Below are 25,750 nucleotides of genomic sequence, written 5' to 3'. Positions count from 1 at the left end.
CGTTTCTCCCTTGAATGCTCAGGTCAGCGGGCCAGGATGACGTCGTCGTCCGGCGCCGCAGCGTAGATGCGCTCGATCAGGTCCTTGCGGTTCTCCAGCACGGCGCGCTGGTTGATCGAGCCCTTGTCGGTGACCTCGCCCTTGTCGATGGACAACGGCAGGCCGAGCAGCACGGCGCGCGCGATGCGGGTCGACGAGCCGGTCGCGGTGGCCAGGAACTTCGTGAACCGCTCCCGGAACGCTTCCCGGATCAGGGGATCGGCAGCGGTCGCGGCGAGGTCGTCGAACGGCAACGTCGCGTTGATCAGGCGGCAGCCGTCGAGATCGAGCACGACGATGGCCGCGATCTCGTCGCGGTTGATGCCGGCAATGATCACGTCGCGCGCCAGTGGCGCGCAGGCCGCGACGAAGCGCGCCCTGAGAGGACCGACCGAGACCCAGGTGCCGGATGCGAGCTTGAAATCCTCGGCGACGCGGCCGTCGAAATCGAAGCCGGCGTTGAAGTCGTTGGGGTCGACGGGCTTCAGCGCGTCGCCCATCTGATAGTAGCCTTCCGAGTCGAACGCTGCGGCCGACACCTCGGGCAGGCGCCAATAGCCCGGCGTGACGTTCGGGCCCTTGGCGCGCACTTCCATCTTGCCGTTGTTCGGCACCAGCTTGGCCTCGTTGCCCGGCACGGGAAGGCCGACATGGCCGGAGCGGCTGGTGCGCGGATTGACCGACATGAAGAACGGCGCGGTCTCGGTCGAGCCGAGGCCGGTCAGCATCGGCACGCGATATCCCGTCTCGGCCACGGAGAGCTCGTCGAGCTCGTTCCAGACGTGCGGGGCGAGCGCGGCGCCGGAGAAGAACATCGCGTGCAGCCGCTTGAAGAAGGTCTTCCGCAGGCCCGGGTCCTCGCGGAAATACGGCAGTAATGACTCGTAGCCCTTGGGGACGTTGAAGTAGACCGTCGGCGAGATCTCGCGCAGGTTGCGCACCGTCTCCTCGATGCCGCCGGGCACGGGCTTGCCCTGGTCGAGATACATCGAGCCGCCGTTGAACAAGGTCAGGCCGATGTTGTGGTTGCCGCCGAACGTGTGATTCCACGGCAGCCAGTCGATGATGACGGGCGGCTCGTCCTTCAGGAAGGCCAGCGTCTCGCGGATCATCACCTGGTTGGCGCAGATCATGCGCTGGGTGTTGATGACGGCCTTCGGATTGCCGGTCGAGCCCGAGGTGAGCAGGAATTTCGCGATCGTGTCCGGACCGATCTTGTCATTGATAGCGTCGAGGCCGGGGAACAGCGGCGAGGCGATGAGATCGGCGAGCATCGTGACCTTGCGGCCCGGCACCGCGCCGAACGACGCCACGATCTCGGTGCCCTCGGGCACGTTGGCGACCAGCGCGTCAGCGAACTTGTCGGCGTCGTCGACGAAGACGAGGCCCGGCGTCAGCAGCTTCATCAAATAAGCGAGCTTGCCGTAGTCGCGCGACACCAGCGAATAGGCCGGGGAGACCGGGCAGAACGGCACGCCGGCATAGAGCGAGCCGAACGCGACCAGCGCATGGTCGATCGAGTTGCCGGAGAGGATCATCACCGGGCGATCCGGCGACAGGCCGCGGGCGAGCAGGCCGGAGGCGATGTGCCGGCTTGCCGCCAGCAACGTGCCATAGCTCAGCTCGCGCCAGCCCTCGGGGCCGACGCGTTCGGCCATGAAGACGCGCTCCGGCGTTTCCTTGGCGAAGTGGTGCAGCCGGTCGGTGATCCGCTGCGGGAAGTCGCCGAGCGGCCGCGTCGGCCGGAGATAGATGGTGCCGTCGTCACGGCGCTCGACGTTGACGACGGGATCGTTGAAAGAGATCGCGCGCAACGGATGAACACTGGCGCTGCGCGCCGTGTTGTCCGTCCCTCCCTGTGTGCTTGTTCTTGTTTGTGCGGTCATGTCACGTCGGCTTCACTTTTGCGGTCTTGTGATCGAGGAAGGCGCGGATACGACTCTTGGCCTCCTTGTCGCTCTGCGCGACGGTGGCCATCAGCGATTCCATCAGCAGCCCGGTCTGCGGGTTGGCCTCGGCGATCATCGGCAAGGCCTGCAGCACGGCGAAGTTCGTCAGCGGCGCGTTGCCCGCGATCTTGGCCGCCAGCTCCAGCGCCTTGGTCATCGAGGCACCGGCGTCGACGAGATATTGCGCGAAGCCGTAGGACGAGCCTTCGGTGGCCGAGTAGACGCGGCCGGTCAGCATCATGTCCATCATGCGGGCGACGCCGATCAGGCGCGGCAATCGGACCGAGCCGCCGCCGCCGACGAAGATGCCGCGCTGGCCCTCGGGCAGCGCGAAATAGGCCGAGGGCTCGGCGACGCGAATATGCGCGGCGCAGGCCAGCTCGAGGCCGCCGCCGATGACGGCGCCCTTCAGCGCGGCGATGACCGGCACGCGGCAGTATTGGATGCGGTCGAACACGCGATGCCACATCTGCGAATGCTGGAGGCCTTCGGTGGCGTCGCGCTCGCGCAACTCGGACAGATCGAGGCCGGAGGAGAAATTCTCGCCGAGGCCGTGGATCACGACGCAGCGGACGTCGTCGGGCAGGCTCGTGAAGCACTCGCCGATCGCGAGGATGATGCCGTCATTCAGCGCATTGCGCTTGGCGGGACGGTTGAGCCCGATCGTCAGGACGGCGCCCTGCTGTTCGATCTGCAGCAGAGACGGATCGCCCGCTGGCGTGGCGGTGTCGGCGTTTCCCATCGCTTGATTGTGTCCTGTTCAGAATAGTTATGTTTTATAACGATCTCGGCAGGAGTCAATAAGCGGCGCCTGAGATCGTGTTGTGCAATGCAAAATGGACGGTGCCTCGAATGAACTACATGAGGCGTGCGGGCGGCATCGTAAGACGCATCAGCGCAAAGGCAAATGACATGATGCGGCATTCCCGCGGCGAATTCGCGCCCGGGGTTTGCTGATCTCGTTCACCCTCTCATGCAGAGGGCGCAGGGAAGGCCAGGCGCCGACTGACGCCTGCGGCCCGCCTGCGAAAAAAATGCAGGCGGCAGGTACCACAGGTGCAGCCGGAGAACGCCCGGCCTTCCCTGCGCGATGGTCTTCACGCTTATACGCAGTCTGCCTGGTGCGCCGGGCTTGTTGGCCACCATTCGCGACAATGCTTACGCATTGCGCGGGACACCAGCATCGGGGTGCCAGCACGCTGCGACTTCACGTCCGCGTCACGCCGTACGTCCGCGCGAGCTGTCGCCCACGCTGCGGCATAATCGCGGCCACCGCTCCCCGCCCCGCGTGTCGTGACGATCGCGCGCAACGCCCCTCGGCTTGGGGCGGGATGGGGGGAGATAATCACGATTTCCGATAAATCGCAAGATATTTTTATTTTACAGAATGCCCAAACGGCGCCATCGGATCGACTTCACAGTCGCGAGATATCTCCTCTCGTCATTCCGGGGCGCCCGCAGGGCGAGCCCGGAATCCATAACCACCATCGGGAGTATGGATTCCGGGCTCGTGCCGCTTCGCGGCCCGCCCCGGAATGACCCGTGGATGGGTCGACGATCTGGATCATCTAACAGGTTAATTACGCCCGGCCGGGCGTCGAATAATCCGATGCACCGTCGAAGTGATGCATCGGCCCGATGCCAGAGTTCTACCGCCGGCTCCGAAACTGAACGGCCCACAACACCCCATTCAGGGTGCCTTCAAAGCGCGCGCTGTAGAACGTTGACCGTCACCACACTTCCCAATGGAGGGGACCATGGTTTCGCTGAAGAATTCTCTTGTTGGCGGCGTTGCCGCGCTTGCCGTGACCGCCACCCTGCTCGCCGGCGCGGCGCCGGCCCAGGCGCATGACGGCCGCAACGCGGCGCTGATCGGCGGTCTCCTGGTCGGCGCGCTCGTCGGCGGCGCCATCGCGTCGGAAGCGCAAGCCTATGAGCCGGCTCCGGTGTACCGGTCCCACTACCGCGACGCGGCGTATGACGGCTACGGCTACGGCTACGGCTACGAGCGTTACCGCTACGTGCCGGCGCGCCACTACCGCAATTGCGACCACGACGGCTACGGCCGGGCGTCGAGCTGGGACGACGAGGATTAGTCGCCGGCCTTGCCGAATACGAAGCTGTTGCGACGAACGACCCGGTCAGCCAATAACTCCGTCATGGCCGGGCTTGTCCCGGCCGTGACGACGTGGAGACAGGCGACCGCCAAACTCAGGCCGCCTGATGCGATCGCATTACGCAAGCAGCCTGGCCTACAACACCACGTGCACGTCGATGATGACGCGGTCCGCGTGCCGCGCCGCCGAGCCGATGAAGACGTTCTCCATCAGCCAGCGATATCTGTCGTGGCCGGTCTCGAAGCGCGGGTGGGTGCGGAAGTAGATCAGCTTGGGGTCCACCGGCTCGCCGCGCTTGAGCTTCTGCAAGAGGTCGACCGGCCCGAAGCGGATGCCGCGGTTTTCGACATAGATGGTTGCGCCGTCATCGGTCTCAAAAGCGTATTTGGCCTCGAGATCGATCAGCTCGTTCGGGCGGATGACCTGGAAGTCGGCGCCGAAATTGCAGATCCTGCCGCCGACGCCCTCGCCGTTCAGGCCGGGACCCTTCACCTCGCCGCCGTGGATCGGGATGATCCGGCGCACGCCGATGCCGGTTTCGCCGGCCGAGGTCACGGCGCCGATCATCACGGTGAGGGTGAAGACGTAGCGGGTGTCGAGAGCGGGCGTCGTCATCAGCGGGCCATCTGTTGCGGGAGCCAGGTCGCGAGCAGCGGGAAGGCGATCAGGATCACCAGCCGGATCAGGTCGGTGGCGACGAACGGCAGCACGCCCTTGAAGATGGTCGAGAACGACACGTCCTTGACCACGCTCTTGATGACAAAGACGTTCATGCCGACCGGCGGATGGATCAGGCCGAGCTCGACGGTCATCACGATGATGACGCCGAACCAGATCGGATCGAAGCCGAGATGCTGGATGACCGGAAAGATGATCGGCACGGTCAGGATGATCATCGCCATCGCGTCCATCAGGCAGCCGAGGACGAGGTACATCACCATGATCAGCGCCAGCACGCCGTACGGCCCGAGGCCGAGGCCGGTGAGGAACTCCGTCACCTTCTGCGGCGTCTGCGTCACCGTGAGGAAATAGCCGAAGATCAGCGCACCGATCAGCACCGTGAACACGGCAGCCGCCGTGCGCGTCGCCTGCAGCAGCGAGGCCAGGATCTTCTCCTTGTCCAGGCGCCCGGTGAACACCCCGATCAGGAACGCGCCGGTGGCGCCGACGCCGCCGGCCTCGGTCGGCGTGAAGCGCGGCAGGAAGGGCAGACCATAGAGGCCACCGATCACGAACAGGAACAGCAGCATCGGCGCCCAGATGCCTTTCAGGCCCTTGATGCGCTCGGACCACGGCGGCGCCTCGCCCTTCGGCAGGAAGTCCGGCCTGACGCGCCCGATCACCGTGATGGTGATCATGTACATGGTCATCGCCAGCAGGCCCGGGATGATGCCGGCGATGAACAGCTTGCCGATGTCCTGCTCGGTGATGATGCCGTAGACGGCGAGCACCGTCGACGGCGGCAGCATCGCGCCCAGGGTGCCGCCGGCGGCGATGACGCCGGTGGCGAAGGACTGCGGATAGCCGAAGCGGCGCATCTCGGGATAGGCCACCGCCGAGAAGGTCGCGGCCGTCGCGACCGACGAGCCGCAGATCGCGGCGAAGCCGCCGCAGGCCGCCACCGTCGCGATGCCGAGGCCGCCTCTAAGATGACCGACGAAGCCGTTGGCGGCGCGGAACAGCTCGCGGCTCATGCCGGAGTTGGACACGAACGTTCCCATCAGGAGGAACATCGGGATCACGCCGAACGTGTAGTCCGTGACCGTGCGCATCGAGGTCTGGCCGACCAGCTTCAGCGCCGCCGTGCCGTTGACGAGATAGGCGAATCCGGAGACGCCGACGAGCCCCATCGCCATGCCGACGGGCACGCGCAGCAGCATCAGCGCGAACAGCGCAACGAAGCCGATGACGGCAACCGCATCCGTGCTCATGCGGCACTACTCCGTGGGCTTGACGTGAGGGTCATGAATCTCCTCGGGATGGAAGATCAGGCGATAGGTTCGGATGGCGATCAGCAGCACCGCCGAGACGTCGCCGATCCAGGCGATGGCGAAGAACGGCCAGGTCGGCATGTGCAGATCGTAGGTGAGGACGTTGTCCTCATAGGTGCCGCGCACCTTGTCGAACAGGGTCCAGGTCTGCACGGTGACGACGAACAGCAGGACGAGCGTTGCGAAGATGTCGATCCAGCGCTGGTAGCGCGGACCGACATTGCCCCAGATCAGATCGACCGTGATGTGGGTGCCGCGATACGACGTCGCAGCAATGCCCCAGAAGATCAGGATGCCGAGCAGCATGCGCCCGATGTCGAACGAGTCCGGGATCGCGTAGTTCAGCGTGTTGCGCAGCAGCACCGACAGGAAGATGTCGAGCGCGACGATGCCGACGAAGAACGCGGCGATCCACTCGATCCCGTCGATGATCCGATCCATGAAGGCGCGCTGCATGGTGTGTCCGTTTCAGAAAGCCTGGTGCTTATCGCAGAGTGTGGAGCAAGCTGCTGCGCAGCTGTCGGTGAGCCCCCTCTCCCCGCGTGCGGAGAGAGGGTTGGGGTGAGGGGACGCTCCAAGCGCCCGGCTGAAGGAGTGGGTGCAGGTCCAGCCGCGAGGACTGCCCGTGCGGCTGCCCCTCACCCCAGCCCTCTCCCCGTGAAGAACGGGGAGAGGGGGCGCACCGTCTGCCGCGCAATAGCTTGGGTGACAATCAGACTTACTGCGCCAGCGCTTTGTACTTGGCGAGCGAGGCCTTCAGCTCGGTCATGGCGGCGTCGGCGTCGATGCCGGTCTTCTTGACGCCGTCGGCCCAGGTCTTGAACAGCGGCTCGGAGGCCTTCTTCCAGGCAGCGGTCTGCTCCGGCGTCAGCTTGTAGACCTCCTGGCCGGACTCGGCCTTGATCTTGTCCACGCCGGCGTCCTCGAACTTGCCCCAGGGCTCGCCGACCCGGCCGGCCGCTTCCGTGTTGCAGTTGTCGTCGATCGCCTTCTTCTGCATCGCCGACATCTGGTTGTACTTGTCCTTGTTCATGACGAAGACGAAGGTCGTCACGTAGAACGGCGCGTCCATGTGATACTTGGTGACCTTGTCGACGCCGAACAGCACCAGCGACCCGGCCGGGAAGGTGACGCCGTCGGCGACGCCGCGCTCGATGATGTCGCGCACTTCAGGCGCGGACGACTGCACGTTGGTGCCGCCGAGCAGTGTCACGAAATTCGCGATCGTCGCATCCGCCGGGCGGATCTTCATGCCCTTGACGTCCTCGGGCAAGACGACCTTCTTGGTCCTCGTATGGAAGGCGGAGGGGGTATGGACGAAGGCGAGGCAATATTTGACGTCCTTCATCTCCTTCTCGGCGTACTTGCGATACCAGGCATCGAGACCCTCCGAGCCGCCCTTGGCGTCGGAGATCAGGAACGGCAACTCGCCGGCGCCGATGATCGGGAAACGGCCGGGCTGATAGCCGGGGTTCACATAAGTGACATCGGCGATGCCGTCGCGTGCCATGTCGTAATGGTCGAATGCCTTGCCGAGCTGCTGGGCCGGGAACACCTTGCCCTTGATGGTGCCGCCGGAAGCCTTCTCGACCGACGCGGCCCAGTCCTCCAGTGCCTTTTGCAGCGGATGGCTCGCCGGCACCCAGTGGGAAATCTTCAATTCGAACGTCTTGTCCTGCGCAAGAGCGGGAGTCACACCGGCAGCCAGCGCCAACGCCAGAAGCGTCTTCCTCATCGAATCGTCTCCTTCCATCGATTGAGCCTTCGAGGGCCCTTTGCTTCATTGTTATAGCATATAAGCATCATTGCAAGCGTGACGGCAGGCTTGCCATCGCTGCACGCGCCAAGCGGAGCCTGTCGCTGCGGCCGGCGTCAGTATGGCAGACGAAAGTTGCAGGTGCACGATTTTTCCTTAACACGTTAAGGATTTGCGATTCACCCAAAATTGTGTGACCGCATCGACACACCATGAGATTGCTCCACGCGCCTGGCCGCCAAGCTGCGACTGCGACATCGTGCGCGCGGTCCGTCTCCGCGTCGGCGCGCGACGTTTCAAACATCGGCGCAAAAGTCGTTTGAAACTTTGTAGGCGGTGCAAAACGCGCGCAGACATCGTTGACTGTGGACGTCACCAGCAATGAACGAGACGCGCATGAGCAGCATTCCCGCCGGATTCGAACCGCATTTCCGCAAGAGCCCGTTCACCGATCCCTGGGAGCCGCTCTATGCCAGGAAGACCGACAAGGCCGTCATCCTCGGCCTGCGGCTGGCCACACCGCACACCAATTCGCGCGGCTTGATCCATGGCGGCCTGATCGCCTCGCTGGCCGACAATGCGATGGGCTACAGCTGCGCCCAGGCGCTGGGCTGGGAGGTGTCCCTGGTCACGATCAATCTCGCGGTGGACTATATCGGCAGCGCCGGAATCGGGCAGTGGCTCAGCGTCGAGAGCGACGTCATCAAGAGCGGGCGGACGGTCTCGTTCGCCCATTGCCTGGTCCGCGCCGACGACGTCGTGATCGCGCGGGCCAATGCCACCTTCCACGTCACGCCGAAGCGGCATGACGCCCCGACGTGACGCGATCACCCGAAGCGCCAGTTGCAGCTTTCCGTCACCAGATCGATGAAGGCGCGGACCTTGGCCGACAGCAGCCGCGAGCTCGGAAACACGATGTGGATCGGCAGCGGCGGCTGCTCGTATTTCGCAAGCACGCGCTTGAGGCGGCCGCCATGCAGCGCCTCCGCGGCCTGATAGGCGAGCACCCGCGTCACGCCGCCGCCGGCCTCGGCATATTGAATCGCGGTGTCGGCATTGTTGGTGACGAGCCGCGGACTGATCGGGATGCGCAGCTCGCGATCGTCCTTGACGAAGCGCCAGTCCGGCCACGGGCCGAACTGGATGGTCTGGTGCCTGGCCAGCGCCTCCGGGGCCCGCGGCTCGCCATGCGCCTTGAAGTAGGCGGGCGCGCCGACCACGATCCGCCGCATGCTGCCGACCTGGCGGGCGACGAGCGAGGAATCGCCGAGATGGCCGATGCGCACGGCGCAATCGATGCCGTCCTCGACCAGGTTGATGATGCGGTCCTCCAGACGCAACTCCGCGGAGACATCGGCATAACGGCTCAGATAGGCCGACATGACCGGGCCGACATGCAGGCGGCCGAAGCCGACGGGAGCGGAGACGACCAGCCGCCCGGCCGGCTGCAGCCGCTCGCTCTCGGCCGCCAGCTCCGCTTCCGCGAGGTCGGCGAGGATGCGGCTGGCGCGCGCGAGGTAGCGCCGCCCGGAATCGGTGAGCGTCACCGAGCGCGTCGTCCGCTGCAGCAGGCGGACGCCGAGATGCGTCTCGAGCGCGGCAACCAGCCGGGTGACGGCCGACGGCGACAGCTTCAGCCGGCGCGCCGCCGGCGCGAAGCCGTTGAGCTCGGCGACGGTGACGAACGCCTGCATGGCATCGATGCGGTCCATTGGATTATTGCAGCATCCGCAACGATCCAGTGTCAAGCCGCCTGATTATTTCCGGCGGGATTCCGGACCATATTCCGCTGCGGCGGCAGTTGCTGCCGCATCGACAGGGAGTCATTGCCATGACCCAGACAGCCATCCAACCGCCCACCGATGTCGTGTTCTCGCCGGCCGTGAAGGCGGTCCAGGCGCGGAAGGGATCGCGCGAGAGCTATGCCCGGATGGAGAGCCGCGGCTGGCGCCGCGAGGTCGACGCCGATCTCGCCGGCCGCCTCGCCGAGGCCACGAGCTTCTATCTCGCCACCGCCTCGGCCGACGGCCAGCCCTACATCCAGCATCGTGGCGGACCGAAGGGCTTTCTCAAGGTGCTCGACAGCCGCACGCTGGCGTTCGCCGACTACAGCGGCAACCGGCAGTACATCACGCAGGGCAATCTGTCGGAGAATGCGCGGGCGTACATCTTCGTGATGGACTACGCGCACCGGCGGAGGGTGAAGATCTGGGGCACGGCGCGGGTGGTCGAGGATGATGCCGCGCTGACGGCGTCCTTGATGCCCGGGAACTACCGGGCGCGGCCGGAGCAGGTCATCCTGTTCACGATCGAGGCATGGGACACCAACTGCCCGCAGCACATTCCGCAGAAGTTCGACGCGGCTGACGTTGCGGAAGCACTGGCCGTTCGGGACGCGAGGATTGCAGAGCTCGAGGCCGAGGTGGCGCGATTGAAGGGCGGGGGTGCGGCCGCGGTCTAAGTCCTGCGCCTGACAGGGCCACTTCCGTCGTTCCGGGTTCAAGGCCTCACGGCCTCGCCCCGGAACGACGGCGGTGGTGACGGAGTGGCTCAGGCGGCTTCCGCCGCCCGGCCCCAGTCGAACTCCGGAAAATACTGCGTCATCATCCGATCGGCATAGGCCACCAGATTGCCGAAACCCTCGGTGCGCCGGCGCAGCTCGGAGTCGAAGAACGGCGTCAGGATGCCCGCGATGACCGCGAACGCCGTGGCGTCGGTGCCGCAGGGACGATCCCCCATCAGATACGGCCGCTCGCCGAGCTGCACCGACAAGGCGCGCAACGAGCGTGCGGCGAGATCGATGTCCTCGTCGGGCGCATGGCGGCCCAGCCCGGAAATCAGGTAGTTCTCGGCGACGCGGAACTGCGCGTCCTCGCGCAGCTTGTCACGTCGGTCGGCGGGCGCGCCGTCGAAGAAATGCGCCGGGCCCTTGGCGAAGTTGACCGGATCGACCCAGCGCGCGCCGACGAGCGCAAAATACAGATGATGCTCGATCATGCGCTCGAACGCCCAGGCCTGCGCCCGCGCGCGCACGTCGAGCCCGGCATCGAAGTCGAAGCCGTAGCGCCGCTCGATATGGGCGCGGATGAAGGTGGAGTCGGCGATCAGCGCGCCGCCATCGTCGATGAAGGGCAGCTGCCCCTTGGGCGAGGCCGGCGGCATCGCCCGTTGTTTCCGATAGGCGAGCCCCGCCATCTTCAGCTGCACCTCCGTCTTGGTGACGAAGGGACTGATCTCCGGCAGGCCGAAGCCCGCGCCCAAACCAAACAGCGCAATCATGACAGCACTCCCGACTTCCTGAGCAGGCGTCGGAAGCTACGCACATGCTGCTGCCACCATGGTGTCAGCAGCGGCAGTAGCGTGGTGGCAAGGCCCAGGCCATAAAGCATCATCATCGACATCACCCCTTCAATCCTTGTGTTGGCCCGGTATAAGGACAGGCTGCTGCCAGCATCCTGTCAGCAGCGGCGGGGTGATCGCTTCCGCGGGGACCCACCATGAGACGCGCCGACCGGCTGTTCCAGATCATCCAGGTGCTGAGACGCACGCGCCGCCCGCTGACGGCGGATGCGATCGCGGCCGAGCTGGAGACGTCGAAGCGCACGATCTATCGCGACATCGCCACTTTGATCGGCCAGCGCGTGCCGATCCGCGGCGAGGCCGGCATGGGCTACATCCTGGAGAAGGGTTTTGATCTGCCGCCGCTGATGCTGACGCCGGACGAGATCGAGGCGGCCGTGCTCGGCGCGCAATGGGTGGCGGCCAATGCCGATCCGGTGCTGGCGCGCGCGGCGGAGGATCTGATGGCCAAGATCGCCGACACCGTGCCGGAGCGGCTGCGGCCGTTCGTGCTGGAGCCGGCGAGCCGCGCGCCGCGGCCATGGAGCCGCGAGCCCGACCGCATCGACATGTCACGCACGCGCTCGCAGATTCACGAGGGCCGCAAGATCCGCTTACGCTATCGCGACGAGCAGGGCCGCGACAGCGAGCGGGTGATCTGGCCGATCGCGATCGGCTATCATGACGCGGTGCGCATCCTCGCCGCCTGGTGCGAGCTGCGCCGCGACTTCCGCAGCTTCAGGACGGATCGCGTGGTCGAAGCGGCCTATCTGGACGACAAATATCCCGAGCGGCGCGAGGCGCTGCGCGCGAAATGGCGGCGCAGCCTGGTGTGGGAGGTTCCGAAGGATGTCTGAGCCGATGTCTGATCAGCTTGACGCCAGCCCCTGTCAAAGCTGCGGCGCCTGCTGCGCCTATTCGTCGAACTGGCCGCGCTTCACGATCGAGGAGGATGACGCGCTCGACCTGATCCCGCCCGAACTGGTCAACGACAGGCTGTCGGGCATGCGCTGCGAGAACGACCGCTGCTGCGCGCTCGACGGCGAGATCGCACGCGCCGTGTCCTGCAGGATCTACGCAATCCGTCCGGATGTGTGCCGCATTTGCATGCCGGGCGATGCCGAATGCGCGATGGCGCGGCGCAAGTTCGGCCTGCCTGCGCTGCCGTGAGCGAAAGGTCCGCTCAGGCGGTGACAGGCGCGAGATCGTCGTCGAGGTCGTCGTCAAGCGGCGCCACCGCGGAGAGCGGCTTGGTCGACAGCGAGATTGGCTTCTTGCTCGACAGCGGGCTCGCCCGCCCGCCGCTGCTGCCGCGCGACTGCGCGTAGAGAACGGTGCCGACGCGGCCGCCGAACTGCAGCAGATCCTGCTCGGTGCAGGTGGAGGCGATCGCCAGCGCCAATGAATGCAAATGGGTCCGCCGGTAGCAGAACAGCGCGAGCATGGCGCGGACATCGGCCGACACGCTCTCGACCAGTGCAGGCAGTCCGTTTGCATCGGCGCGATAGAGCGCACCGAGAAGTTCCTCGCCGACCGGGCAGGCATCGCTGTCGAAGGCACTACGGCTTGGAAGCATCTGTTGAATCCTCTTCAAGCGAGGATGCAGCGCGAATCGCTAATGCGGGGTTAACCATGTTCGACGGCGGGCATAGCGACCCGCGCAGCCGCGTCTCAGCCGTTCGCCGCCATGAAGATCGACAGCCCGAAGCCGGTGAGGTGATGCAGCGCCTGGTCGACGCCGATCAGGGTCCAGAACCAGGGATGCTCGAGGGTCATGCCGAAACGTGACGAGCAGATGCCCTTGATGCGGTCGATCGTGATGTGGATCGCGAAGTCGATCACCGCGACGAACCAGAACTTCGGCGCGACGATCAGGATCAGCACCATCGCCACGGCGAGATGGATCAGGCAGTGCACCAGCAATGGCAGTGCCCAGCCCTTCCGCTGGTCCTTGCCATAAGCCATCCAGGCATTCTGCAGCACGAAGTCGCCAATGATGTGCTTGAAGGTGAGCAGCAGCATCCAGCCGACCAGCGCACCTACCGGAACCTGCGACGACAAAGCGGGGAAAGACAAAGCTGACGCTCTCGCTACGACCAATCCTTTGACGCACCGGGAACTGGAGGCGTTCAGCGCAATCTGATGAGAATACCCGGCCAATTCGACGCGTATGCGACGCTTATGACATCTCTGGTGGCGAATTGCACGCGAAAGGGAACCTGAAAGCGCACTCTGCTACCCTTCCCACATCTTCGACGAGAGGTAAGGTTACCTTCACCGGCGGTGGCGTGCGACTCCGCGCCGTGCGGCGGCATTCATTCGGCGGCGTTGCTCTTCGGTTCCAGCGTCAGCGCCCGTGCGCGGATCTGGGCGATGGTCCGCTTCAGGGCGCCCTGCCCCGGCTCGGCCAGCGCGACGGCGCGGGCCTCGGCGATGGCGGCGGCGAGATCTTGGATCGGCAGCACGCCATCGAAGGTCGGCTTGGCCAGGCCGTCGATGATGGCATGCCAATCCGCGAGCCCCTGCCGGTAGGCGTCGCCCTGCCCCTGGATCATCGTCGCCGTCGCGATCACCGCGGCAGCCGCGGCGGGCTGCTTGTCGAGCGCACGGGCGATCATGTGCAGCCAGCGCTCGACCCAGGCCCGCTCCTCGCCATAGCGCACCGACTGCAGCCGCCAACGCCGCAGCCCGGCGATCAGCTTGAGCCGGCGCACCGCGAGCCGCGATCGGACCGAGAAGCGGACCTTGATGCGGCGGCGACCGAGCCAGCCGATCTGCTCGAAGCCGGTCAGCATCGAATCGGCGATGGCCTGCGGCAAGGCCCCGAGCAGTTCGTCGAGCCGAAACCGCCTGACATCGTCGGTGTCCCGCCCGCCCGGCCTGCGCCCCCGCTCCAGGCTCATCAATCTCAGCTGCGCGATCCGGATCGGATCCTCATAGGCCATGCGCGCCGCCAGCAATTGCGCGATCTCACACAGCGTGCCGACGTCGAGGTTCGATCGGCGAACGAACCGCTTGATGCGATCGACATAGAGCTGCGCGTAGCTGGCGCCCTGGTACTCCATCAGCAGATGGATCCCTTCGCTCACCGCCAGGGCAGCGGCCTCAGGCAGGCCATCGGGCAGAAAAGGCGGCTCGCCATCGTGGTCGCCGATGAAGTCGGCGAACAGATATCGCAGCGAGGACCGGACGCTTTCCACTGTGGTCAGCCTCCCCGGATCAAGCCGATTTCGACACGGGCGCAGCGGCTGCGGTCTGTTGCGCCAGCCGCCGCTCGAGCGTCTCGATGTTCTGGAACAGGCGGGCGCTGGCCAGGCGCAGGAAATAGAAGGCGAAAGCGGGGTTCTGGACGTAGAGCTGCTCGACCTGGTCGTAGGACACCGACAGGATCAGGCCGCCCTCCACGCATTCCAGCGTCTGCGTGCGCGTATTGGACGGCGAGATCATGCCGAACTCCCCGACGATGGCGCCGATCGGCAGCTCGATGCCCGATTCGACCAGACGGAACCGGCCGCTGACGATGTAGTACATGCTGTCGGCCTTCTCGTCCTTGTAGAACAGGACCTCGCCGGGGCCGCATTTGCGCTCGGTCATGAACGGCTTCAGCCACTCCATGGACAGGTCGCTGTTGACCGACTGCTTCACGTCGCGGACCAGCTGCAGCATCTGATGCAGGCGGTAGCTGTTGAGCGGCAGCAGCACGCCGTGCAGGATGAGCACCGGGTAGTTGTGCGTCGGCACCGCGGTCGCGATCAGGACGATGTTGGTGAGGATGGCGAACACTCGCAGCGGAATCATCGTCCGCATCGACAGCGTGGCGACCACGAAGATCGATGCGAAGAGGCTGCCGGCGGCGCCTGCATGTTCGACCAGGTGTGAGGTATCCATCGGGATCAACCAGACCAGTGGGATTTCAAGGGGGAGCGGACGCCGAGGCCCGACCTCCAGACGGCGAATTTAGCGTGTCCATGCCGACTTCCGATATACGGCGAACAGACGACGATTGAACCGGTATTTGAGCCGGGACGGCAAAATTCCCCGCCCGCGGCGCCGGTCGGGCCGCCCGTCGACGTCGCGCAGCTCCGGCCGGCGTCGTCGACAACCTTCCCTGCTCAACGCACCTTGCCGCGGCCGGACCACGAGCACGACAGGCGCCTGCGTCCGACGACCCAAGCGTTGCTCCACCCTGCCGGCGTTGTCGCCGTGAGGTCGACGAAACATCGCCTGAGCAGTCAAGGAGGCGGCAGCGCGCGGCCCACCCGCCGTAATGTCGTCGATGATGGATGCGGCCCATCCGCTGCGCGGCGCTGGATCGTGCCCCTGTTCTGGGGATGCCTTACCGTTTGGTCGCCGAACGGGCCGCCCGGGTTCAGCAGGCGGCACGAACGGACACCGCCGCGGCCTTCCTGGACGCCACTTCCCCTCCTTTCGGTGCTCAAGGCCTCCCCGCCTTGCCGGGCCAGCGCCCGCGGCACCGCTGCACCGCTGTCCGCCAGGGCTTGCCCCCGCGGTTACATGTGTTTCATTGCTTTGGAGGTCGAGCGTCCCGACATGGTCGGCGACTGGAGCTGTGCGGCGCCGCGCTGGGCCGCGGTCGGCACCACCTCGCTGTCCGAGCTGCTGGCCCTCGACCTCGTCGCGTGCTGATGGCACGTCATCCCGCTCTGGCGCAGCGCATCCATGCCCGGCGCCGCTTTGGAGACCAAGACATGACCGATGGACCGACCGCCGTGGCCGAAGATGCGCCCAGCACGCCCGTTCTGACCATCGCGGGCGCACGCGCCACGATCCGGCTCAACCGGCCCCGTCATCTCAACCGTCTTCAGCCGGAAGATCTCGGCGCCCTGATCGCGCTGTTCGATCGCATCGAGGCCGACGCCAGCCTGCGCGTGCTGATATTGACCGGGACGGGACGCGCCTTCAGCGCCGGCTATGATCTCGGGTCCATCGGCGGCGGGCCCGAGACGAGTCCGGCCGGCGGCACCGGCCCGTCCTTCGAAGAGGTCGCCGACCGGCTCGAGGATCTCGCTCTGCCGACGATCTGCCGGATCAATGGCGGCGTCTATGGCGGCTCGACCGACCTCGCACTGGCCTGCGATTTCCGAATCGGGGTCGACACCGCCGACATGTTCATGCCCGCGGCGCGGCTCGGGCTCCACTACTACCCGAACGGCATCAGGCGCTACGTCTCCCGGCTCGGCATCGATCACGCCAAGCGCCTGTTCCTCACGGCAGAGAGGATCGGCGCGGCCGACATGCTACGCATCGGCTATCTGACCAGCATGGTGGCGGCCGAGGCGCTCGATGCGGAGGTCGAGCGACTGGCCGCGCAGCTGGCCGGCAACGCTCCAGCCGCCATGCGCGGCATGAAGCGCGCGATCAATGAGTTTGCCCGCGGCGCCCTCGACGATGCGGCAGCTCGCCGCAGACATCAGGACAGCCTCAGCGGGACGGAGATCCGAGAAGGCATGAGATCGTTTGCAGAGAAGCGGGCGCCGAGATTTTGAGCGCAATGCGCGCGTCGGCCCCTCGAATATTGCATGCATCTCGCTGTATCCAGCCGGTGTGCCGCCACACGCTCAACGAACTATCGACTTAAAGCTCCAATTTGCGGTTGACAGCCTTTTGTCCGCAGCTAGCTTGGCTTTGGGCGGAGACTTTCACATGCAAGTGATAGACGCGTATTGGGGACGGCGGGCTCTGGACTACGTCGATGCGATCGAAGCGTCGAAGACCAGCGCGAGCGTGCTCTCCCAATTCGAGAAGATGATCGGCGATCTGGGCTTCCATGCCTACATCATGGCCGGAGTACCGGCGCCGGGCCAATCGCTGCAGCAGACCATCCTGGCCAACGGATGGCCGCGGGAATGGTTCGACATGTATGCGCGGGAGCAGTTTCACCGCTTCGATCCGATTCCGCGGCACTGCGTCTCGACACTGAATCCATTCGCCTGGTCGGAGGCGCCCTACGACCGCCAGGACGAGCCGGGTGCGCACGAGGTGATGACGCGCGCAAAGGACTTCCGATTGAACGAAGGGTTCTGCGTGCCCATCCATTACGACGATGCGGTCGGCGCCGTCAGCATCGCCGGAGAGCATCCCAATCTCGCCCCCGATGCCAGAGGCGCACTGCACCTGATCAGCATCTTCACGCATTCGAGGCTGCGAGCACTGGTGCGCGCGACCACGAGCAATCAGGGCCGGCGCCTGTCGCGGATCGAGGCCGAGGTGCTGAGCTGGGCGGCGCGCGGCAAGACCGCTTGGGAGACCGCGCGCATCCTCGGCGTCTCCGAGCGCAACGTTCGTTGGCACCTCGAGGAGGCGCAGCGCAAGCTGGAGACCAAGAACAAGACGGCGACGGTTGCGACCGCTCTTGTCAACGGCGAGATCTCGATCTGATCTGGCGTTTTTTCCACTGGATCAATTCGAGCGCATCAGCAATCTGCAAACCCCAAGTTGCTTCAGACGACCGGGGGTTTCGATGCCTGAGATTCATGTCGTTCGAAAAGATAATCGCTCGCTCTACGAGAAATATTTCGATCCTTATTTCCGGCTGCGCCACGATATTTACGTCAAGCAGCGCAAGTGGATGGACCTCGATCGTCCGGACGGACGCGAGATCGATCAGTTCGATACCGAAGATGCCGTCTATCTGTTCTGCATCGACAACGGCCAGCTGATCGGCGCGATGCGCGCCGTGCCGACGGTGCTGCCGACGCTGATGAGCGACATCTTTCCCTACCTCAATCTGCGCGGGCCGGTTCAACGGCCGGATGTCTACGAGCTGTCACGCATCTTCGTGATCCCGGAGCGGCGCGGCGAGCATGCGGGGCCCCGGGTCGATCTGCTGCTGCTCACCGCGATCATGGAGTACGGCATCTCGATCGGGCTCACCGGCTTCTCGATCGTGCTCGAAACATGGTGGCTGCCGCGCTTCGAGAAATGCGGCTGGAAGGCGCGCCCGCTCGGAGTCCCGCACATGATGGATGGGATGGCGGTGATGGCGGTCCTGGTCGATTGTGACGAGACGACATGGAAGTCGCTGTGCACGCAGATCGGCCTGAAGCGGCCGACGCTGACCTGGCAGGGACTCGAAGAGGTCAGCCGCCAGGCCCTGCCGGATATCTTTCTTCATCTTCCACCAGCCGTTCAGCCAGCGCAATGAGCTGCTCCCGGTTTCGCGTCAGCCTCAGCCTGTGGAACGCCTTCAAGAGGCGGTGACCAAGGAGCGTCGCCTCATCCACCTCGAGGGCGTAAAGGTTGGACGGCGTGTTCATGGAATCCATCGCTGATACTTCAGGTTTTGAGCCGTGACTGAACCTTCAATCGAGAAGATCATCGAGCGTCTGCAATTCTGCATCGTAGACGCTCGGGCAATGCAACTCAAAATGTTAGAGAGGATTTTGTCAATATCATTGCTTGAAGCCCATGAGCTCAAGGAAAGATGCGCGCCCAAGCCGAACGACAGCAACCACTAGCAACACGAGGCGCTGCTTCCGTCACGCTGTTGCGCGTCGGGTCCCGCAGCGCAACCCGGGAGCGCACTCAAGGTCTTGATTTGTAGATATGATTTGCAGAGGCCTTTCATTCACACACGGCACAGCGGCGCCACATTGATCCGCCTGAACGTTGCCGCAAGCCTGCGCCGCACCACGGCCATCGCCTGATTTCGCCGCAACATCCTGAAACAAACATGCGGATCGATGGCGCCTTCCGCCCCGCGGAGCCGACATCGCGCGACGACAGAGTTCTAGAATACGGAACTGAAATTGTCCGCGGTCGCTCTCCGCGATTTGGCTCTCGACGACAGCGCCTAATCGTCCACGAAGCGGACGGTGTCCGCGAGCGCGGCACGGCTGGTGCGATAGGAGTTGGCGTCATGGGCGAGGTCGGGATAACCAAACGAGATGCCGCAGACGATCTTGCGGTCGTCGCCCAGGCCGAAATGGTGCCGCACCACGTCGGAATGAAAAGCCAGCGCGGCCTGCGGCACCGTGGCGACGCCGAGCGCCTGGGCTGCCAGCATGAAGCTCGTGACATAGCCGCCGCAATCGATCGCGCCGTAGGTGCCGAGCGCCTCGTCGCTGTGGATGATCGCGACATGCGGCGCGCCGAAGAAGTTGTAGTTCTCCAGCGCCTGCCGCGCATAGCCGGCCTTGTCGCCGCGCGCGATGCCGAGGGCGTTGTAGAGCTGGAAGCCGCTCTCGCGCCGCCGCTCCAGATAGACGCCCTTGTATTCGCGCGGGAACGGGAAGTCGCCTGAGGGCGGCTTGCCGCTCGAGGCGGCCGTGTACATCACCTTGCGGAAGGCCGCGGTCGCGGCGCCCGAGGTGATCTCGACCCGCCACGGCTGGCTGTTGCACCACGACGCGGTCTTCTGCGCGGCGGTGAGGATGCGCTCGATGGTCGCGCGCGGCACGGGATCGGCGCGAAAGCTGCGGCAGGAGAACCGCGCGGCCATCAGGTCTTCGAGAACGGAAATGGAGTCAGTGTGGGTCGCCATGGCTTTTGCTTCCATGTGATTGTCTCTCGTCTCGACCGATCTCACTCCTCATGGTGAGGAGGCGCGCAGCGCCGTCTCGAACCATGAGGCCACATCACGGGCCTCATCCTTCGAGACGCTGCTGCGCAGCTCCTCAGGATGAGGGTCTAATTGCGTCCCTTGGTCGGGACCTTGTTGAACGGCACATCCTTGTCGACCCGGATGTCGCCGGGCAGGCCGAGCACGCGCTCGGCGATGATGTTGCGCAGGATCTCGTCGGTGCCGCCGGCGATGCGCATCGACGGCGAGGTCAGCAGCATCTGCTGGAACTGGCCCTGCGTCTCCGCCTCGTCCGCGCCGGTGAGCACGCCGGCCGCGCCTTCGAGGTCCATGGCGTAGGTCGCGATGTCCTGCAGCATGACCCCGGCGACCAGCTTGCCGATCGAGTTTTCCGGCCCGGGACGGTCTCCCTTGGACAGCGCCGAGATCGCGCGGTAGCTCGTGTACTTCAAGCCGCTCGCCTTGACGGCCCAGGACGCCAGCTTCGAGCGGGTCGCACGGTCGTCGATCGCCAGACCGTTGTCGGTCATCAGGTTGGCGCAGAACTCGAACATCTCCGGGAAGCCGGTGGCGAGCCGGGCGCCGATCGACATGCGCTCGTTCATCAAGGTCGTCAGCGACACGTTCCAGCCGTCGCCGACCGCGCCGAGGCGCTGCGAGTCAGGGATCACAACGTCCGTGAAATAGACCTCGTTGAACTCCTGCATGCCGTTGGCCTGCTTGATCGGACGGACCTCGACGCCGGGGCTCTTCATGTCCAGGAAGAACATCGTGAGCCCCTTGTGCTTCGGCACATTGGGATCGGTGCGCGTGATCAGCAGGCCGTAGTCCGAATAGTGCGCGCCCGAGGTCCAGATCTTCTGGCCGTTGATGACCCAGTCGTCACCGCGCTTCTCCGCGCGCGTACGCAGGCCTGCGACGTCGGAGCCGCCCGCGGGCTCGGAGAACAGCTGGCACCAGATCTCTTCGCCGGAGGCGAGCTTCGGCAGATAGCGGCGCTTGTGCTCCTCGCTGCCATAGGCCATCACGGTCGGACCGCACATGCCCTCGCCGATCTGGAACGGCTGCGTCAGCTTGCCGTAGACGCCCTCCTCCTGTTGCCAGATCACGCGCTCGATCGGCGTGGCGCCGCGGCCGCCATACTCCTTCGGCCAATGCAGACAGGCCCAGCCGGCGTCGGATTTCTTCTTCTGCCAGGCCTTGCCGACCTCGACGATGTCGGCGTGCTTGAGCCGGATGCGCCCGAGCGAGGAGCTCGCGAGCTCCTCCTCGAGCTCCTTCGGCGCGTTGGCCGCGACCCAGGCGCGCGCGGTCTCGCGAAAGGCGGCTTCCTGCGGGGTGTCGTCGAAATTCATGGTCGTTCTCTTTCCCGTTCGTCATTCCGGGGCGCGCGCAGCGCGAACCCGGAATCTCGACTTGATCAGCTCCAGATTCCGGGTTCGCCGCGTTCCGCGGCGCCCCGGAATGACAGCAACTACGCCCGCCCCTTGGTCGGGACCTGGTTGAACGGCAGGTCCTTGTCGACGCGGATGTCGCCGGGCAGGCCGAGCACGCGCTCGGCGATGATGTTGCGCATGATCTCGTCGGTGCCGCCTTCGACGCGCGTGCCGGGCGCGCGCAGCAGCATCGCCTGGAATTTGCCGGCGACCTCCGCCTCGGGGCCGCTGAGCACGCCAGCGGCGCCCTGCAGATCCAGCGCGTAGGCCGCGACGTCCTGGATCATCGGTCCGGCGACGAGCTTGCCGATCGAGTTCTCCGGCCCCGGGCGCTCGCCTTTCGACAGCGCCGAGATCGCGCGCATGCTGGTGTATTTCAGCCCGCTCGCTTTCACCGCCCAGCTCGCGAGCTTGGAGCGCACGTTGCGGTCCTCGATCGCCGGCCGATCGTCGAGCATGACGTTCGAGCAGAAGTCGAACAGCTCGGGGAAGCCGGTGGAGACGCCGGCGCCGATCGACATGCGCTCGTTCATCAGCGTCGTGAGCGCGACGTTCCAGCCGTCATTGACCGCGCCGAGCCGCTGCGAATCCGGAATCACGACATCGGTGAAATAGACCTCGTTGAAATCCGAGTGGCCGCTGGCCTGCTTGATCGGGCGGACCTCGACGCCGGGGCTCTTCATGTCCAGGAAGAACATCGTGAGGCCCTTGTGCTTCGGCACCGTCGGATCGGTGCGCGTCAGCAGGATGCCGTAGTCGGAGTAGTGCGCGCCCGAGGTCCAGATCTTCTGGCCGTTGATCACCCAGTCGTCGCCGCGCTTCTCGGCGCGGGTGCGCAGGCCGGCGACATCGGAGCCGCCGGCCGGCTCGGAGAACAGCTGGCACCACACCTTCTCGCCGGACGCCAGCGGTGGCAGATATTGCCGCTTATGTTCCTCGGAGGCGTAGGCCATCACAGTCGGGCCGCACATGCCGTGGCCGATGATGAACAGGCCGGAGAGCTTGCCGAACGGCCCCTCCTCCTGCTGCCAGATCACGCGCTCGATCGGCGAGGCGCCGCGGCCGCCATACTCCTTCGGCCAGTGCAGACACGCCCAACCGGCGTCGGCCTTCTTCTTCTGCCAGGCTTTTGCGACCTCGAGAATGTTGGCGTTCTTCAGCGCGGTGCGTCCGAGCGAGGAGGCGCGCAGCTCGTCCTCGTATTGCTTGGGCGCGTTCGCGGCGATCCAGCTACGCGCCTCGGCGCGAAACGCGGCCTCCTGCGGGGTGTCATCGAAGTTCATCGTCTCATCCCTTCTAGGTCGTCATTCCGGGGCGATGCGCAGCATCGAACCCGGAATCTCGAAGTGATAACCTCTGGATTGCGGGTTCGCTCGCTCTGCGCAAAATGGCCTTGCCATTTTGCGCGCGCGAGCGCCCCGGAATGACGGGCTTGGCTCACGCCGCGTTGCGCTTGCGCATGCGGTCGATCAGCTGGTCTTCCCAGTACGACAGGCTGCCGAGGCCGAGCGCGAGCGCGTTGGCGCGGCGGTAGTACATGTGGCAATCGAACTCCCAGGTGAAACCCATGCCGCCATGGACCTGGATGTTGTTCTTGCCGCAATGCTGATAGGCCTGCGTTGCGCTGATGCGCGCCGAGGCCGCAGCCTCCGGCAATTCCGGCGCGTTGGTCGAGAGCGCCCAGGCGCCGTAGTACGCATTCGAGCGTGCCAGGGTCGCCGAGACATACATGTCGGCCAGCATGTGCTTGACCGCCTGGAACGAGCCGATCGGCCGGCCGAAGGCGATGCGGTCGAGCGCGTAGTCGCGGCCCATCTCCAGCGCGCGGTCGGAGCCGCCGACCTGCTCGAACGCCGTCAGCACCGCGGCGCGGTCGAGCACCTGGCTGATGATGCTCCAGCCCTCGCCGGCTGCGCCGAGCGGCTCGGCCTTGCAATTCGTGAAGGTGAGCTCGGCCTGGCCGCGGGTCGGATCGAGATTGGTCAGCGCCTTGGCCTCGACGCCGCCGGCCTTGGCGTCGACCAGGAACAACGAGATGTCGCTGTCGCGGCCGGTCGAGGCCGTGCGCGCGGCGACGATGATGAGATCGGCGATGGCGCCGTCGGCGACCGGCTTCTTGGTGCCGTTGAGCACGCCGTTGCTAGCTTCGAGCTTGATCGCCTTCGGCGACGGATTGCCGGTGCCCTCGAACAGCGCGAGCGTGCCGATCGTCTCGCCGCTCGCGATCTTCGGCAGCCAAGCCTGCTTCTGCGCATCGCTGCCGGCGAGCATCAGCGCTTCCGCCGCGAGATAGACGGTCGAGGAGAACGGCACCGGCGCCAGCGCGCGGCCGACTTCTTCTGCGATCACGCAGAGTTCGAGGTGGCCGGCACCCGCCCCGCCATATTCCTCGGGGATGGCGACGCCGAGAAAGCCCATCTCGGCAAAGCCCTTCCACAACGCGCGGTCATAGGCCTCCTTGCCGTCGAGCACGGCGCGCACGGCTTTCGGCGGACACTTCTCGGCGAGGAATTTCCGCGCCTGGTCCCGCAGCTGTTTCTGGTCGTCGGAGAAATCGAAGTTCATGGCCGTTACTCGCTTCTTGGCGTCATTCCGGGGCGATGCGCAGCATCGAACCCGGAATCTCGATGTGATTAACTTCTGGATTCCGGGTTCACTCGCTTCGCGAGTGCCCCGGAATGACGGAATCAAAAAAATCTCATCACAGCACGATTACGTCGCTGTCGGGCGTCGCGGCATAGAGCCGCTCGACCAGCGCGGCGCGGCGTTCCAGGCCGGCGCGCTGGTTGATGTAGCCCTTGTCGGTCAGCTCATGGCCGTCGATCGACGGCGGCTCGACCATCAGCATGACGCGGCCGATACGCCGGCTGCTGGCGCCCTCGCACTCCTTGTTGTGCGCCTGGAGACCGCGGCGGACGCAATCGATCACGGAGGGATGCTTCACCACGTCCTCGAACGTCGCCTGAGGATTGCCGACCAGTTGCCGGCAGGCATGCAGGTTCGGCCATGCCAATAGACCGATGTAGTCGCGGTCCTGCCCCGCCACCAGCGCGTCGTGGATCGCCGGCGTCGCCGCTGCGATGGCATCGGTGCGCAGCGAACCGACATGCACGAAGGTACCGGTGGTCAGCTTGAAATCCTCGACCACGCGTCCGGCGAAGATGATGCCCTGCACGGGATCGTTGGGATCGACGAACACGCCGGCGTCGCCGATGCAGTAGAAGCCTTCGTCGTCGAACGCCTTCCTGGTCAGCTCGGGCTGGCCGAAATAGCCGGGCATCACGTTGACGCCGCGCAGCCGCAGTTCGTATTTGTCTCCGGTCGGCACCATCTTCAGCTCGACACCGGGGAACGGCAGGCCGATCAGGCCGACGCGCTCGGTGTTCCAATAGGTGCCGGTCGAGGTCGGCGCGGTCTCGGTCGAGCCCCAGCCGGTGTAGAATACGATGCGCTCCCCGGTGGTCTTCACCGCCAGCGCCTGCATGCGCTCATAGAGATCGTCCGGCAGCCGCGCGCCGCCATAGGCCATGATGCCCAGATCCTTGAAGAAGGAGCGGCACAGCGCATCGTCCTTCTCCATCGCCGCGGCGAGCGCGGCGTAGCCGGCGGGAACGTTGGCATAGTAGGTCGGCGACACCTCGCGCAAGTTGCGGAGGCTCTCCTCGAACATCCCGGGCATCGGGCGGCCGTCGTCGATGTACAGCGTGCCGCCATCGATCAGCAGCGGGTTGAACGCCGCATTGCCGCCCATCGTGTGATTCCACGGCATCCAGTCCAGGACCGTGGAGATCGGCGCATCCGGCGCACGCGGCCGCGTCTGCATCATCATCGCCGCATTGGCGCACATCATCCGCTGGGTGTTGATGACCGCCTTGGGCATGCCGGTCGAGCCGGACGTGAACAAGAGCTTGCCGACGGTGTCCGGCGTGATCTGCGCGATCGAGGCGTCGACCTCGGCTGTCACCGGCGTCGCAGCGAGATCGGCGAAGCTGACGCTCGGAATGCCCTCGCAAGGACGCGCGACATGAACGACGGTGACGCCGTCGAGATCGAGCGCCTTGAGCGCCTTCTCGAAGGTCGGCCCGTCCTGCACCATCACCACGCCGGGCTTCACCAGACCGAACAGATATTTCAGCTTGAGGTGATCGTGGCTCATGAGCGAATAGGCCGGTGACACCGGCGCCGCCGGGGAGCGCGCCTGCATCGCAGCGAACGTCATCAGCGCATGCTCGATGGAATTGCCGGAGAGGATCGCGACCGGGCGGCCGTCGAGCTTCAGATTGAGCAGGCCCTGCGTCAGTCCGTCGACCGTCCGTTTGGCCTCCGCATAGGACAGCTTGCGCCATTGCCGCTCCGGGCCGGTGCGCTGCGCGAGCCATGTTCGCGCCGGCGCCTCCTTGGCCCAGCGGGCGAGCGGCGCGGCGAGATGCGGCTCATAGGCCTGCAGCGGAATGCGCGACTTGATGACGATCACGCCGTCCGCGCGACGCTCGACGTCGATATCTCGCGCCAGCCAGTTGACCTTGCGGAATGCCGGCTTCTCCAACACCTTCGCTGCCGTCCCGTCCATTTTGCGTCTCC

26 protein-coding genes are annotated in these 25,750 nt (G+C 65.4%); 9 read left to right on the top strand and 17 right to left on the bottom strand.

What is annotated here, in order from left to right; genetic code table 11:
* Positions 1-23: 23 nt before the first annotated feature.
* Positions 24-1,925 carry a feruloyl-CoA synthase gene (locus QX108_RS28365; protein ID WP_315783822.1) on the bottom strand — a complete coding sequence of 634 codons (1,902 nt, stop codon included), beginning with the start codon at positions 1,923-1,925 and terminating at the stop codon, positions 24-26.
* A 1-nt stretch (position 1,926) separates the two neighbouring features.
* Positions 1,927-2,730 carry a crotonase/enoyl-CoA hydratase family protein gene (locus QX108_RS28360; RefSeq protein WP_315722152.1) on the bottom strand — a complete coding sequence of 268 codons (804 nt, stop codon included), beginning with the start codon at positions 2,728-2,730 and terminating at the stop codon, positions 1,927-1,929.
* A 1,015-nt stretch (positions 2,731-3,745) separates the two neighbouring features.
* On the opposite strand from QX108_RS28360, the gene QX108_RS28355 reads away from it, so the two are divergent.
* Positions 3,746-4,084 (top strand): hypothetical protein, encoded by a 339-nt coding sequence (locus QX108_RS28355; protein WP_315783820.1) that lies wholly within the window; start codon positions 3,746-3,748, stop codon positions 4,082-4,084.
* A gap of 156 nt (positions 4,085-4,240) precedes the next feature.
* Here the strand turns inward: QX108_RS28355 and QX108_RS28350 are convergent, their stop codons facing one another.
* The 4 genes from QX108_RS28350 to QX108_RS28335 all read right to left on the bottom strand — a co-directional run bounded on the left by QX108_RS28350 (position 4,241) and on the right by QX108_RS28335 (position 7,831).
* Entirely contained in the window at positions 4,241-4,720 is a 480-nt protein-coding gene (locus QX108_RS28350) for a DUF3237 domain-containing protein (protein WP_315783818.1), read from the bottom strand.
* On the bottom strand, positions 4,720-6,036 hold the full coding sequence (locus QX108_RS28345; RefSeq protein WP_172111516.1) for a TRAP transporter large permease: 1,317 nt from the start codon (positions 6,034-6,036) through the stop codon (positions 4,720-4,722). The genes QX108_RS28350 and QX108_RS28345 overlap by 1 nt, the downstream gene beginning before the upstream one ends.
* Before the next feature lie 6 nt (positions 6,037-6,042).
* Positions 6,043-6,552 (bottom strand): TRAP transporter small permease, encoded by a 510-nt coding sequence (locus QX108_RS28340; protein ID WP_315722155.1) that lies wholly within the window; start codon positions 6,550-6,552, stop codon positions 6,043-6,045.
* A gap of 262 nt (positions 6,553-6,814) precedes the next feature.
* Positions 6,815-7,831 carry a TRAP transporter substrate-binding protein gene (locus tag QX108_RS28335; protein ID WP_172111518.1) on the bottom strand — a complete coding sequence of 339 codons (1,017 nt, stop codon included), beginning with the start codon at positions 7,829-7,831 and terminating at the stop codon, positions 6,815-6,817.
* Positions 7,832-8,248: 417 nt separating this feature from the next.
* Between QX108_RS28335 and QX108_RS28330 the strand changes: the two genes are divergently transcribed.
* Complete coding sequence (locus tag QX108_RS28330; protein WP_315783815.1) at positions 8,249-8,674, top strand: PaaI family thioesterase; 426 nt, start codon at positions 8,249-8,251, stop codon at positions 8,672-8,674.
* A 5-nt stretch (positions 8,675-8,679) separates the two neighbouring features.
* Here QX108_RS28330 and QX108_RS28325 read toward each other — a convergent pair whose 3' ends face one another.
* On the bottom strand, positions 8,680-9,564 hold the full coding sequence (locus tag QX108_RS28325; protein ID WP_315783813.1) for a LysR family transcriptional regulator: 885 nt from the start codon (positions 9,562-9,564) through the stop codon (positions 8,680-8,682).
* Between the two features lie 119 nt (positions 9,565-9,683).
* Here QX108_RS28325 and QX108_RS28320 point away from each other — a divergent pair, with 119 nt between their 5' ends.
* A complete protein-coding gene (locus tag QX108_RS28320; RefSeq protein ID WP_315783811.1) occupies positions 9,684-10,313 on the top strand; it encodes a pyridoxamine 5'-phosphate oxidase family protein in 630 nt (209 codons plus the stop codon).
* Positions 10,314-10,402: 89 nt separating this feature from the next.
* Here QX108_RS28320 and QX108_RS28315 read toward each other — a convergent pair whose 3' ends face one another.
* Positions 10,403-11,131, bottom strand: a complete 729-nt coding sequence (locus QX108_RS28315) for a glutathione S-transferase family protein (RefSeq protein ID WP_315722159.1) — start codon at positions 11,129-11,131, stop codon at positions 10,403-10,405.
* Positions 11,132-11,349: 218 nt separating this feature from the next.
* Between QX108_RS28315 and QX108_RS28310 the strand changes: the two genes are divergently transcribed.
* Positions 11,350-12,048 (top strand): helix-turn-helix transcriptional regulator, encoded by a 699-nt coding sequence (locus tag QX108_RS28310; RefSeq protein ID WP_172111523.1) that lies wholly within the window; start codon positions 11,350-11,352, stop codon positions 12,046-12,048.
* A 4-nt stretch (positions 12,049-12,052) separates the two neighbouring features.
* Positions 12,053-12,361 (top strand): YkgJ family cysteine cluster protein, encoded by a 309-nt coding sequence (locus tag QX108_RS28305; RefSeq protein WP_315783807.1) that lies wholly within the window; start codon positions 12,053-12,055, stop codon positions 12,359-12,361.
* 13 nt (positions 12,362-12,374) lie between these two features.
* On the opposite strand, the gene QX108_RS28300 is transcribed toward QX108_RS28305, so the two are convergent.
* From QX108_RS28300 to QX108_RS28285, 4 genes are all read right to left on the bottom strand, one after another.
* Positions 12,375-12,767, bottom strand: a complete 393-nt coding sequence (locus tag QX108_RS28300; RefSeq protein WP_172111525.1) for a hypothetical protein — start codon at positions 12,765-12,767, stop codon at positions 12,375-12,377.
* A gap of 95 nt (positions 12,768-12,862) precedes the next feature.
* Complete coding sequence (locus QX108_RS28295; protein ID WP_172111753.1) at positions 12,863-13,213, bottom strand: DUF3307 domain-containing protein; 351 nt, start codon at positions 13,211-13,213, stop codon at positions 12,863-12,865.
* A 293-nt stretch (positions 13,214-13,506) separates the two neighbouring features.
* Complete coding sequence (locus tag QX108_RS28290; RefSeq protein ID WP_315783804.1) at positions 13,507-14,391, bottom strand: DUF6537 domain-containing protein; 885 nt, start codon at positions 14,389-14,391, stop codon at positions 13,507-13,509.
* Positions 14,392-14,410: 19 nt separating this feature from the next.
* Positions 14,411-15,079, bottom strand: coding sequence for a cyclic nucleotide-binding domain-containing protein (locus tag QX108_RS28285; RefSeq protein ID WP_315722162.1), 669 nt, complete (start codon positions 15,077-15,079; stop codon positions 14,411-14,413).
* 627 nt (positions 15,080-15,706) lie between these two features.
* Between QX108_RS28285 and QX108_RS28280 the strand changes: the two genes are divergently transcribed.
* From QX108_RS28280 to QX108_RS28265, 4 genes are all read left to right on the top strand, one after another.
* The gene (locus QX108_RS28280; protein ID WP_315722163.1) at positions 15,707-15,838 is read left to right on the top strand and encodes a hypothetical protein; all 132 of its coding nucleotides are present in this window, start codon (positions 15,707-15,709) and stop codon (positions 15,836-15,838) included.
* A gap of 62 nt (positions 15,839-15,900) precedes the next feature.
* Complete coding sequence (locus QX108_RS28275; RefSeq protein ID WP_315783802.1) at positions 15,901-16,698, top strand: enoyl-CoA hydratase/isomerase family protein; 798 nt, start codon at positions 15,901-15,903, stop codon at positions 16,696-16,698.
* A gap of 157 nt (positions 16,699-16,855) precedes the next feature.
* Positions 16,856-17,590 carry a LuxR family transcriptional regulator gene (locus QX108_RS28270; RefSeq protein WP_315722165.1) on the top strand — a complete coding sequence of 245 codons (735 nt, stop codon included), beginning with the start codon at positions 16,856-16,858 and terminating at the stop codon, positions 17,588-17,590.
* Between the two features lie 82 nt (positions 17,591-17,672).
* Complete coding sequence (locus QX108_RS28265; protein ID WP_315722166.1) at positions 17,673-18,356, top strand: acyl-homoserine-lactone synthase; 684 nt, start codon at positions 17,673-17,675, stop codon at positions 18,354-18,356.
* Between the two features lie 648 nt (positions 18,357-19,004).
* Here the strand turns inward: QX108_RS28265 and QX108_RS28260 are convergent.
* The 5 genes from QX108_RS28260 to QX108_RS28240 all read right to left on the bottom strand — a co-directional run bounded on the left by QX108_RS28260 (position 19,005) and on the right by QX108_RS28240 (position 25,739).
* The gene (locus tag QX108_RS28260; protein ID WP_315784155.1) at positions 19,005-19,652 is read right to left on the bottom strand and encodes a nitroreductase; all 648 of its coding nucleotides are present in this window, start codon (positions 19,650-19,652) and stop codon (positions 19,005-19,007) included.
* Positions 19,653-19,840: 188 nt separating this feature from the next.
* Complete coding sequence (locus tag QX108_RS28255) at positions 19,841-21,088, bottom strand: acyl-CoA dehydrogenase (protein ID WP_315722167.1); 1,248 nt, start codon at positions 21,086-21,088, stop codon at positions 19,841-19,843.
* A gap of 119 nt (positions 21,089-21,207) precedes the next feature.
* Positions 21,208-22,452: an acyl-CoA dehydrogenase gene (locus tag QX108_RS28250; RefSeq protein WP_315783799.1), complete on the bottom strand. Its 1,245-nt coding sequence runs from the start codon at positions 22,450-22,452 to the stop codon at positions 21,208-21,210.
* A 154-nt stretch (positions 22,453-22,606) separates the two neighbouring features.
* On the bottom strand, positions 22,607-23,734 hold the full coding sequence (locus QX108_RS28245) for an acyl-CoA dehydrogenase family protein (RefSeq protein WP_315783797.1): 1,128 nt from the start codon (positions 23,732-23,734) through the stop codon (positions 22,607-22,609).
* Between the two features lie 136 nt (positions 23,735-23,870).
* Positions 23,871-25,739, bottom strand: coding sequence for an AMP-binding protein (locus tag QX108_RS28240; RefSeq protein WP_315783795.1), 1,869 nt, complete (start codon positions 25,737-25,739; stop codon positions 23,871-23,873).
* Between the last annotated feature and the right edge of the window lie 11 nt (positions 25,740-25,750).

It is taken from the genome of Bradyrhizobium sp. SZCCHNR1002 (assembly GCF_032381435.1).
Classification (GTDB): domain Bacteria; phylum Pseudomonadota; class Alphaproteobacteria; order Rhizobiales; family Xanthobacteraceae; genus Bradyrhizobium; species Bradyrhizobium aeschynomenes.
The sequence above is the reverse complement of the archived record's forward strand: the minus strand, read 5'-3'. Positions and strand labels throughout refer to the sequence as shown.

Excerpts from the sequence above, each read along its gene's own strand:
- QX108_RS28365 (WP_315783822.1), bottom strand. The coding sequence starts at position 1,925 with ATGACCGCACAAACAAGAACAAGCACACAGGGAGGGACGGACAACACG.
- QX108_RS28360 (WP_315722152.1), bottom strand. The coding sequence starts at position 2,730 with ATGGGAAACGCCGACACCGCCACGCCAGCGGGCGATCCGTCTCTGCTG.
- QX108_RS28355 (WP_315783820.1), top strand. The coding sequence starts at position 3,746 with ATGGTTTCGCTGAAGAATTCTCTTGTTGGCGGCGTTGCCGCGCTTGCC.
- QX108_RS28350 (WP_315783818.1), bottom strand. The coding sequence starts at position 4,720 with ATGACGACGCCCGCTCTCGACACCCGCTACGTCTTCACCCTCACCGTG.
- QX108_RS28345 (WP_172111516.1), bottom strand. The coding sequence starts at position 6,036 with ATGAGCACGGATGCGGTTGCCGTCATCGGCTTCGTTGCGCTGTTCGCG.
- QX108_RS28340 (WP_315722155.1), bottom strand. The coding sequence starts at position 6,552 with ATGCAGCGCGCCTTCATGGATCGGATCATCGACGGGATCGAGTGGATC.
- QX108_RS28335 (WP_172111518.1), bottom strand. The coding sequence starts at position 7,831 with ATGAGGAAGACGCTTCTGGCGTTGGCGCTGGCTGCCGGTGTGACTCCC.
- QX108_RS28330 (WP_315783815.1), top strand. The coding sequence starts at position 8,249 with ATGAGCAGCATTCCCGCCGGATTCGAACCGCATTTCCGCAAGAGCCCG.
- QX108_RS28325 (WP_315783813.1), bottom strand. The coding sequence starts at position 9,564 with ATGGACCGCATCGATGCCATGCAGGCGTTCGTCACCGTCGCCGAGCTC.
- QX108_RS28320 (WP_315783811.1), top strand. The coding sequence starts at position 9,684 with ATGACCCAGACAGCCATCCAACCGCCCACCGATGTCGTGTTCTCGCCG.
- QX108_RS28315 (WP_315722159.1), bottom strand. The coding sequence starts at position 11,131 with ATGATTGCGCTGTTTGGTTTGGGCGCGGGCTTCGGCCTGCCGGAGATC.
- QX108_RS28310 (WP_172111523.1), top strand. The coding sequence starts at position 11,350 with ATGAGACGCGCCGACCGGCTGTTCCAGATCATCCAGGTGCTGAGACGC.
- QX108_RS28305 (WP_315783807.1), top strand. The coding sequence starts at position 12,053 with ATGTCTGATCAGCTTGACGCCAGCCCCTGTCAAAGCTGCGGCGCCTGC.
- QX108_RS28300 (WP_172111525.1), bottom strand. The coding sequence starts at position 12,767 with ATGCTTCCAAGCCGTAGTGCCTTCGACAGCGATGCCTGCCCGGTCGGC.
- QX108_RS28295 (WP_172111753.1), bottom strand. The coding sequence starts at position 13,213 with ATGCTGCTGCTCACCTTCAAGCACATCATTGGCGACTTCGTGCTGCAG.
- QX108_RS28285 (WP_315722162.1), bottom strand. The coding sequence starts at position 15,079 with ATGGATACCTCACACCTGGTCGAACATGCAGGCGCCGCCGGCAGCCTC.
- QX108_RS28280 (WP_315722163.1), top strand. The coding sequence starts at position 15,707 with ATGTGTTTCATTGCTTTGGAGGTCGAGCGTCCCGACATGGTCGGCGAC.
- QX108_RS28275 (WP_315783802.1), top strand. The coding sequence starts at position 15,901 with ATGACCGATGGACCGACCGCCGTGGCCGAAGATGCGCCCAGCACGCCC.
- QX108_RS28270 (WP_315722165.1), top strand. The coding sequence starts at position 16,856 with ATGCAAGTGATAGACGCGTATTGGGGACGGCGGGCTCTGGACTACGTC.
- QX108_RS28265 (WP_315722166.1), top strand. The coding sequence starts at position 17,673 with ATGCCTGAGATTCATGTCGTTCGAAAAGATAATCGCTCGCTCTACGAG.
- QX108_RS28260 (WP_315784155.1), bottom strand. The coding sequence starts at position 19,652 with ATGGCCGCGCGGTTCTCCTGCCGCAGCTTTCGCGCCGATCCCGTGCCG.
- QX108_RS28255 (WP_315722167.1), bottom strand. The coding sequence starts at position 21,088 with ATGAATTTCGACGACACCCCGCAGGAAGCCGCCTTTCGCGAGACCGCG.
- QX108_RS28250 (WP_315783799.1), bottom strand. The coding sequence starts at position 22,452 with ATGAACTTCGATGACACCCCGCAGGAGGCCGCGTTTCGCGCCGAGGCG.
- QX108_RS28245 (WP_315783797.1), bottom strand. The coding sequence starts at position 23,734 with ATGAACTTCGATTTCTCCGACGACCAGAAACAGCTGCGGGACCAGGCG.
- QX108_RS28240 (WP_315783795.1), bottom strand. The coding sequence starts at position 25,739 with ATGGACGGGACGGCAGCGAAGGTGTTGGAGAAGCCGGCATTCCGCAAG.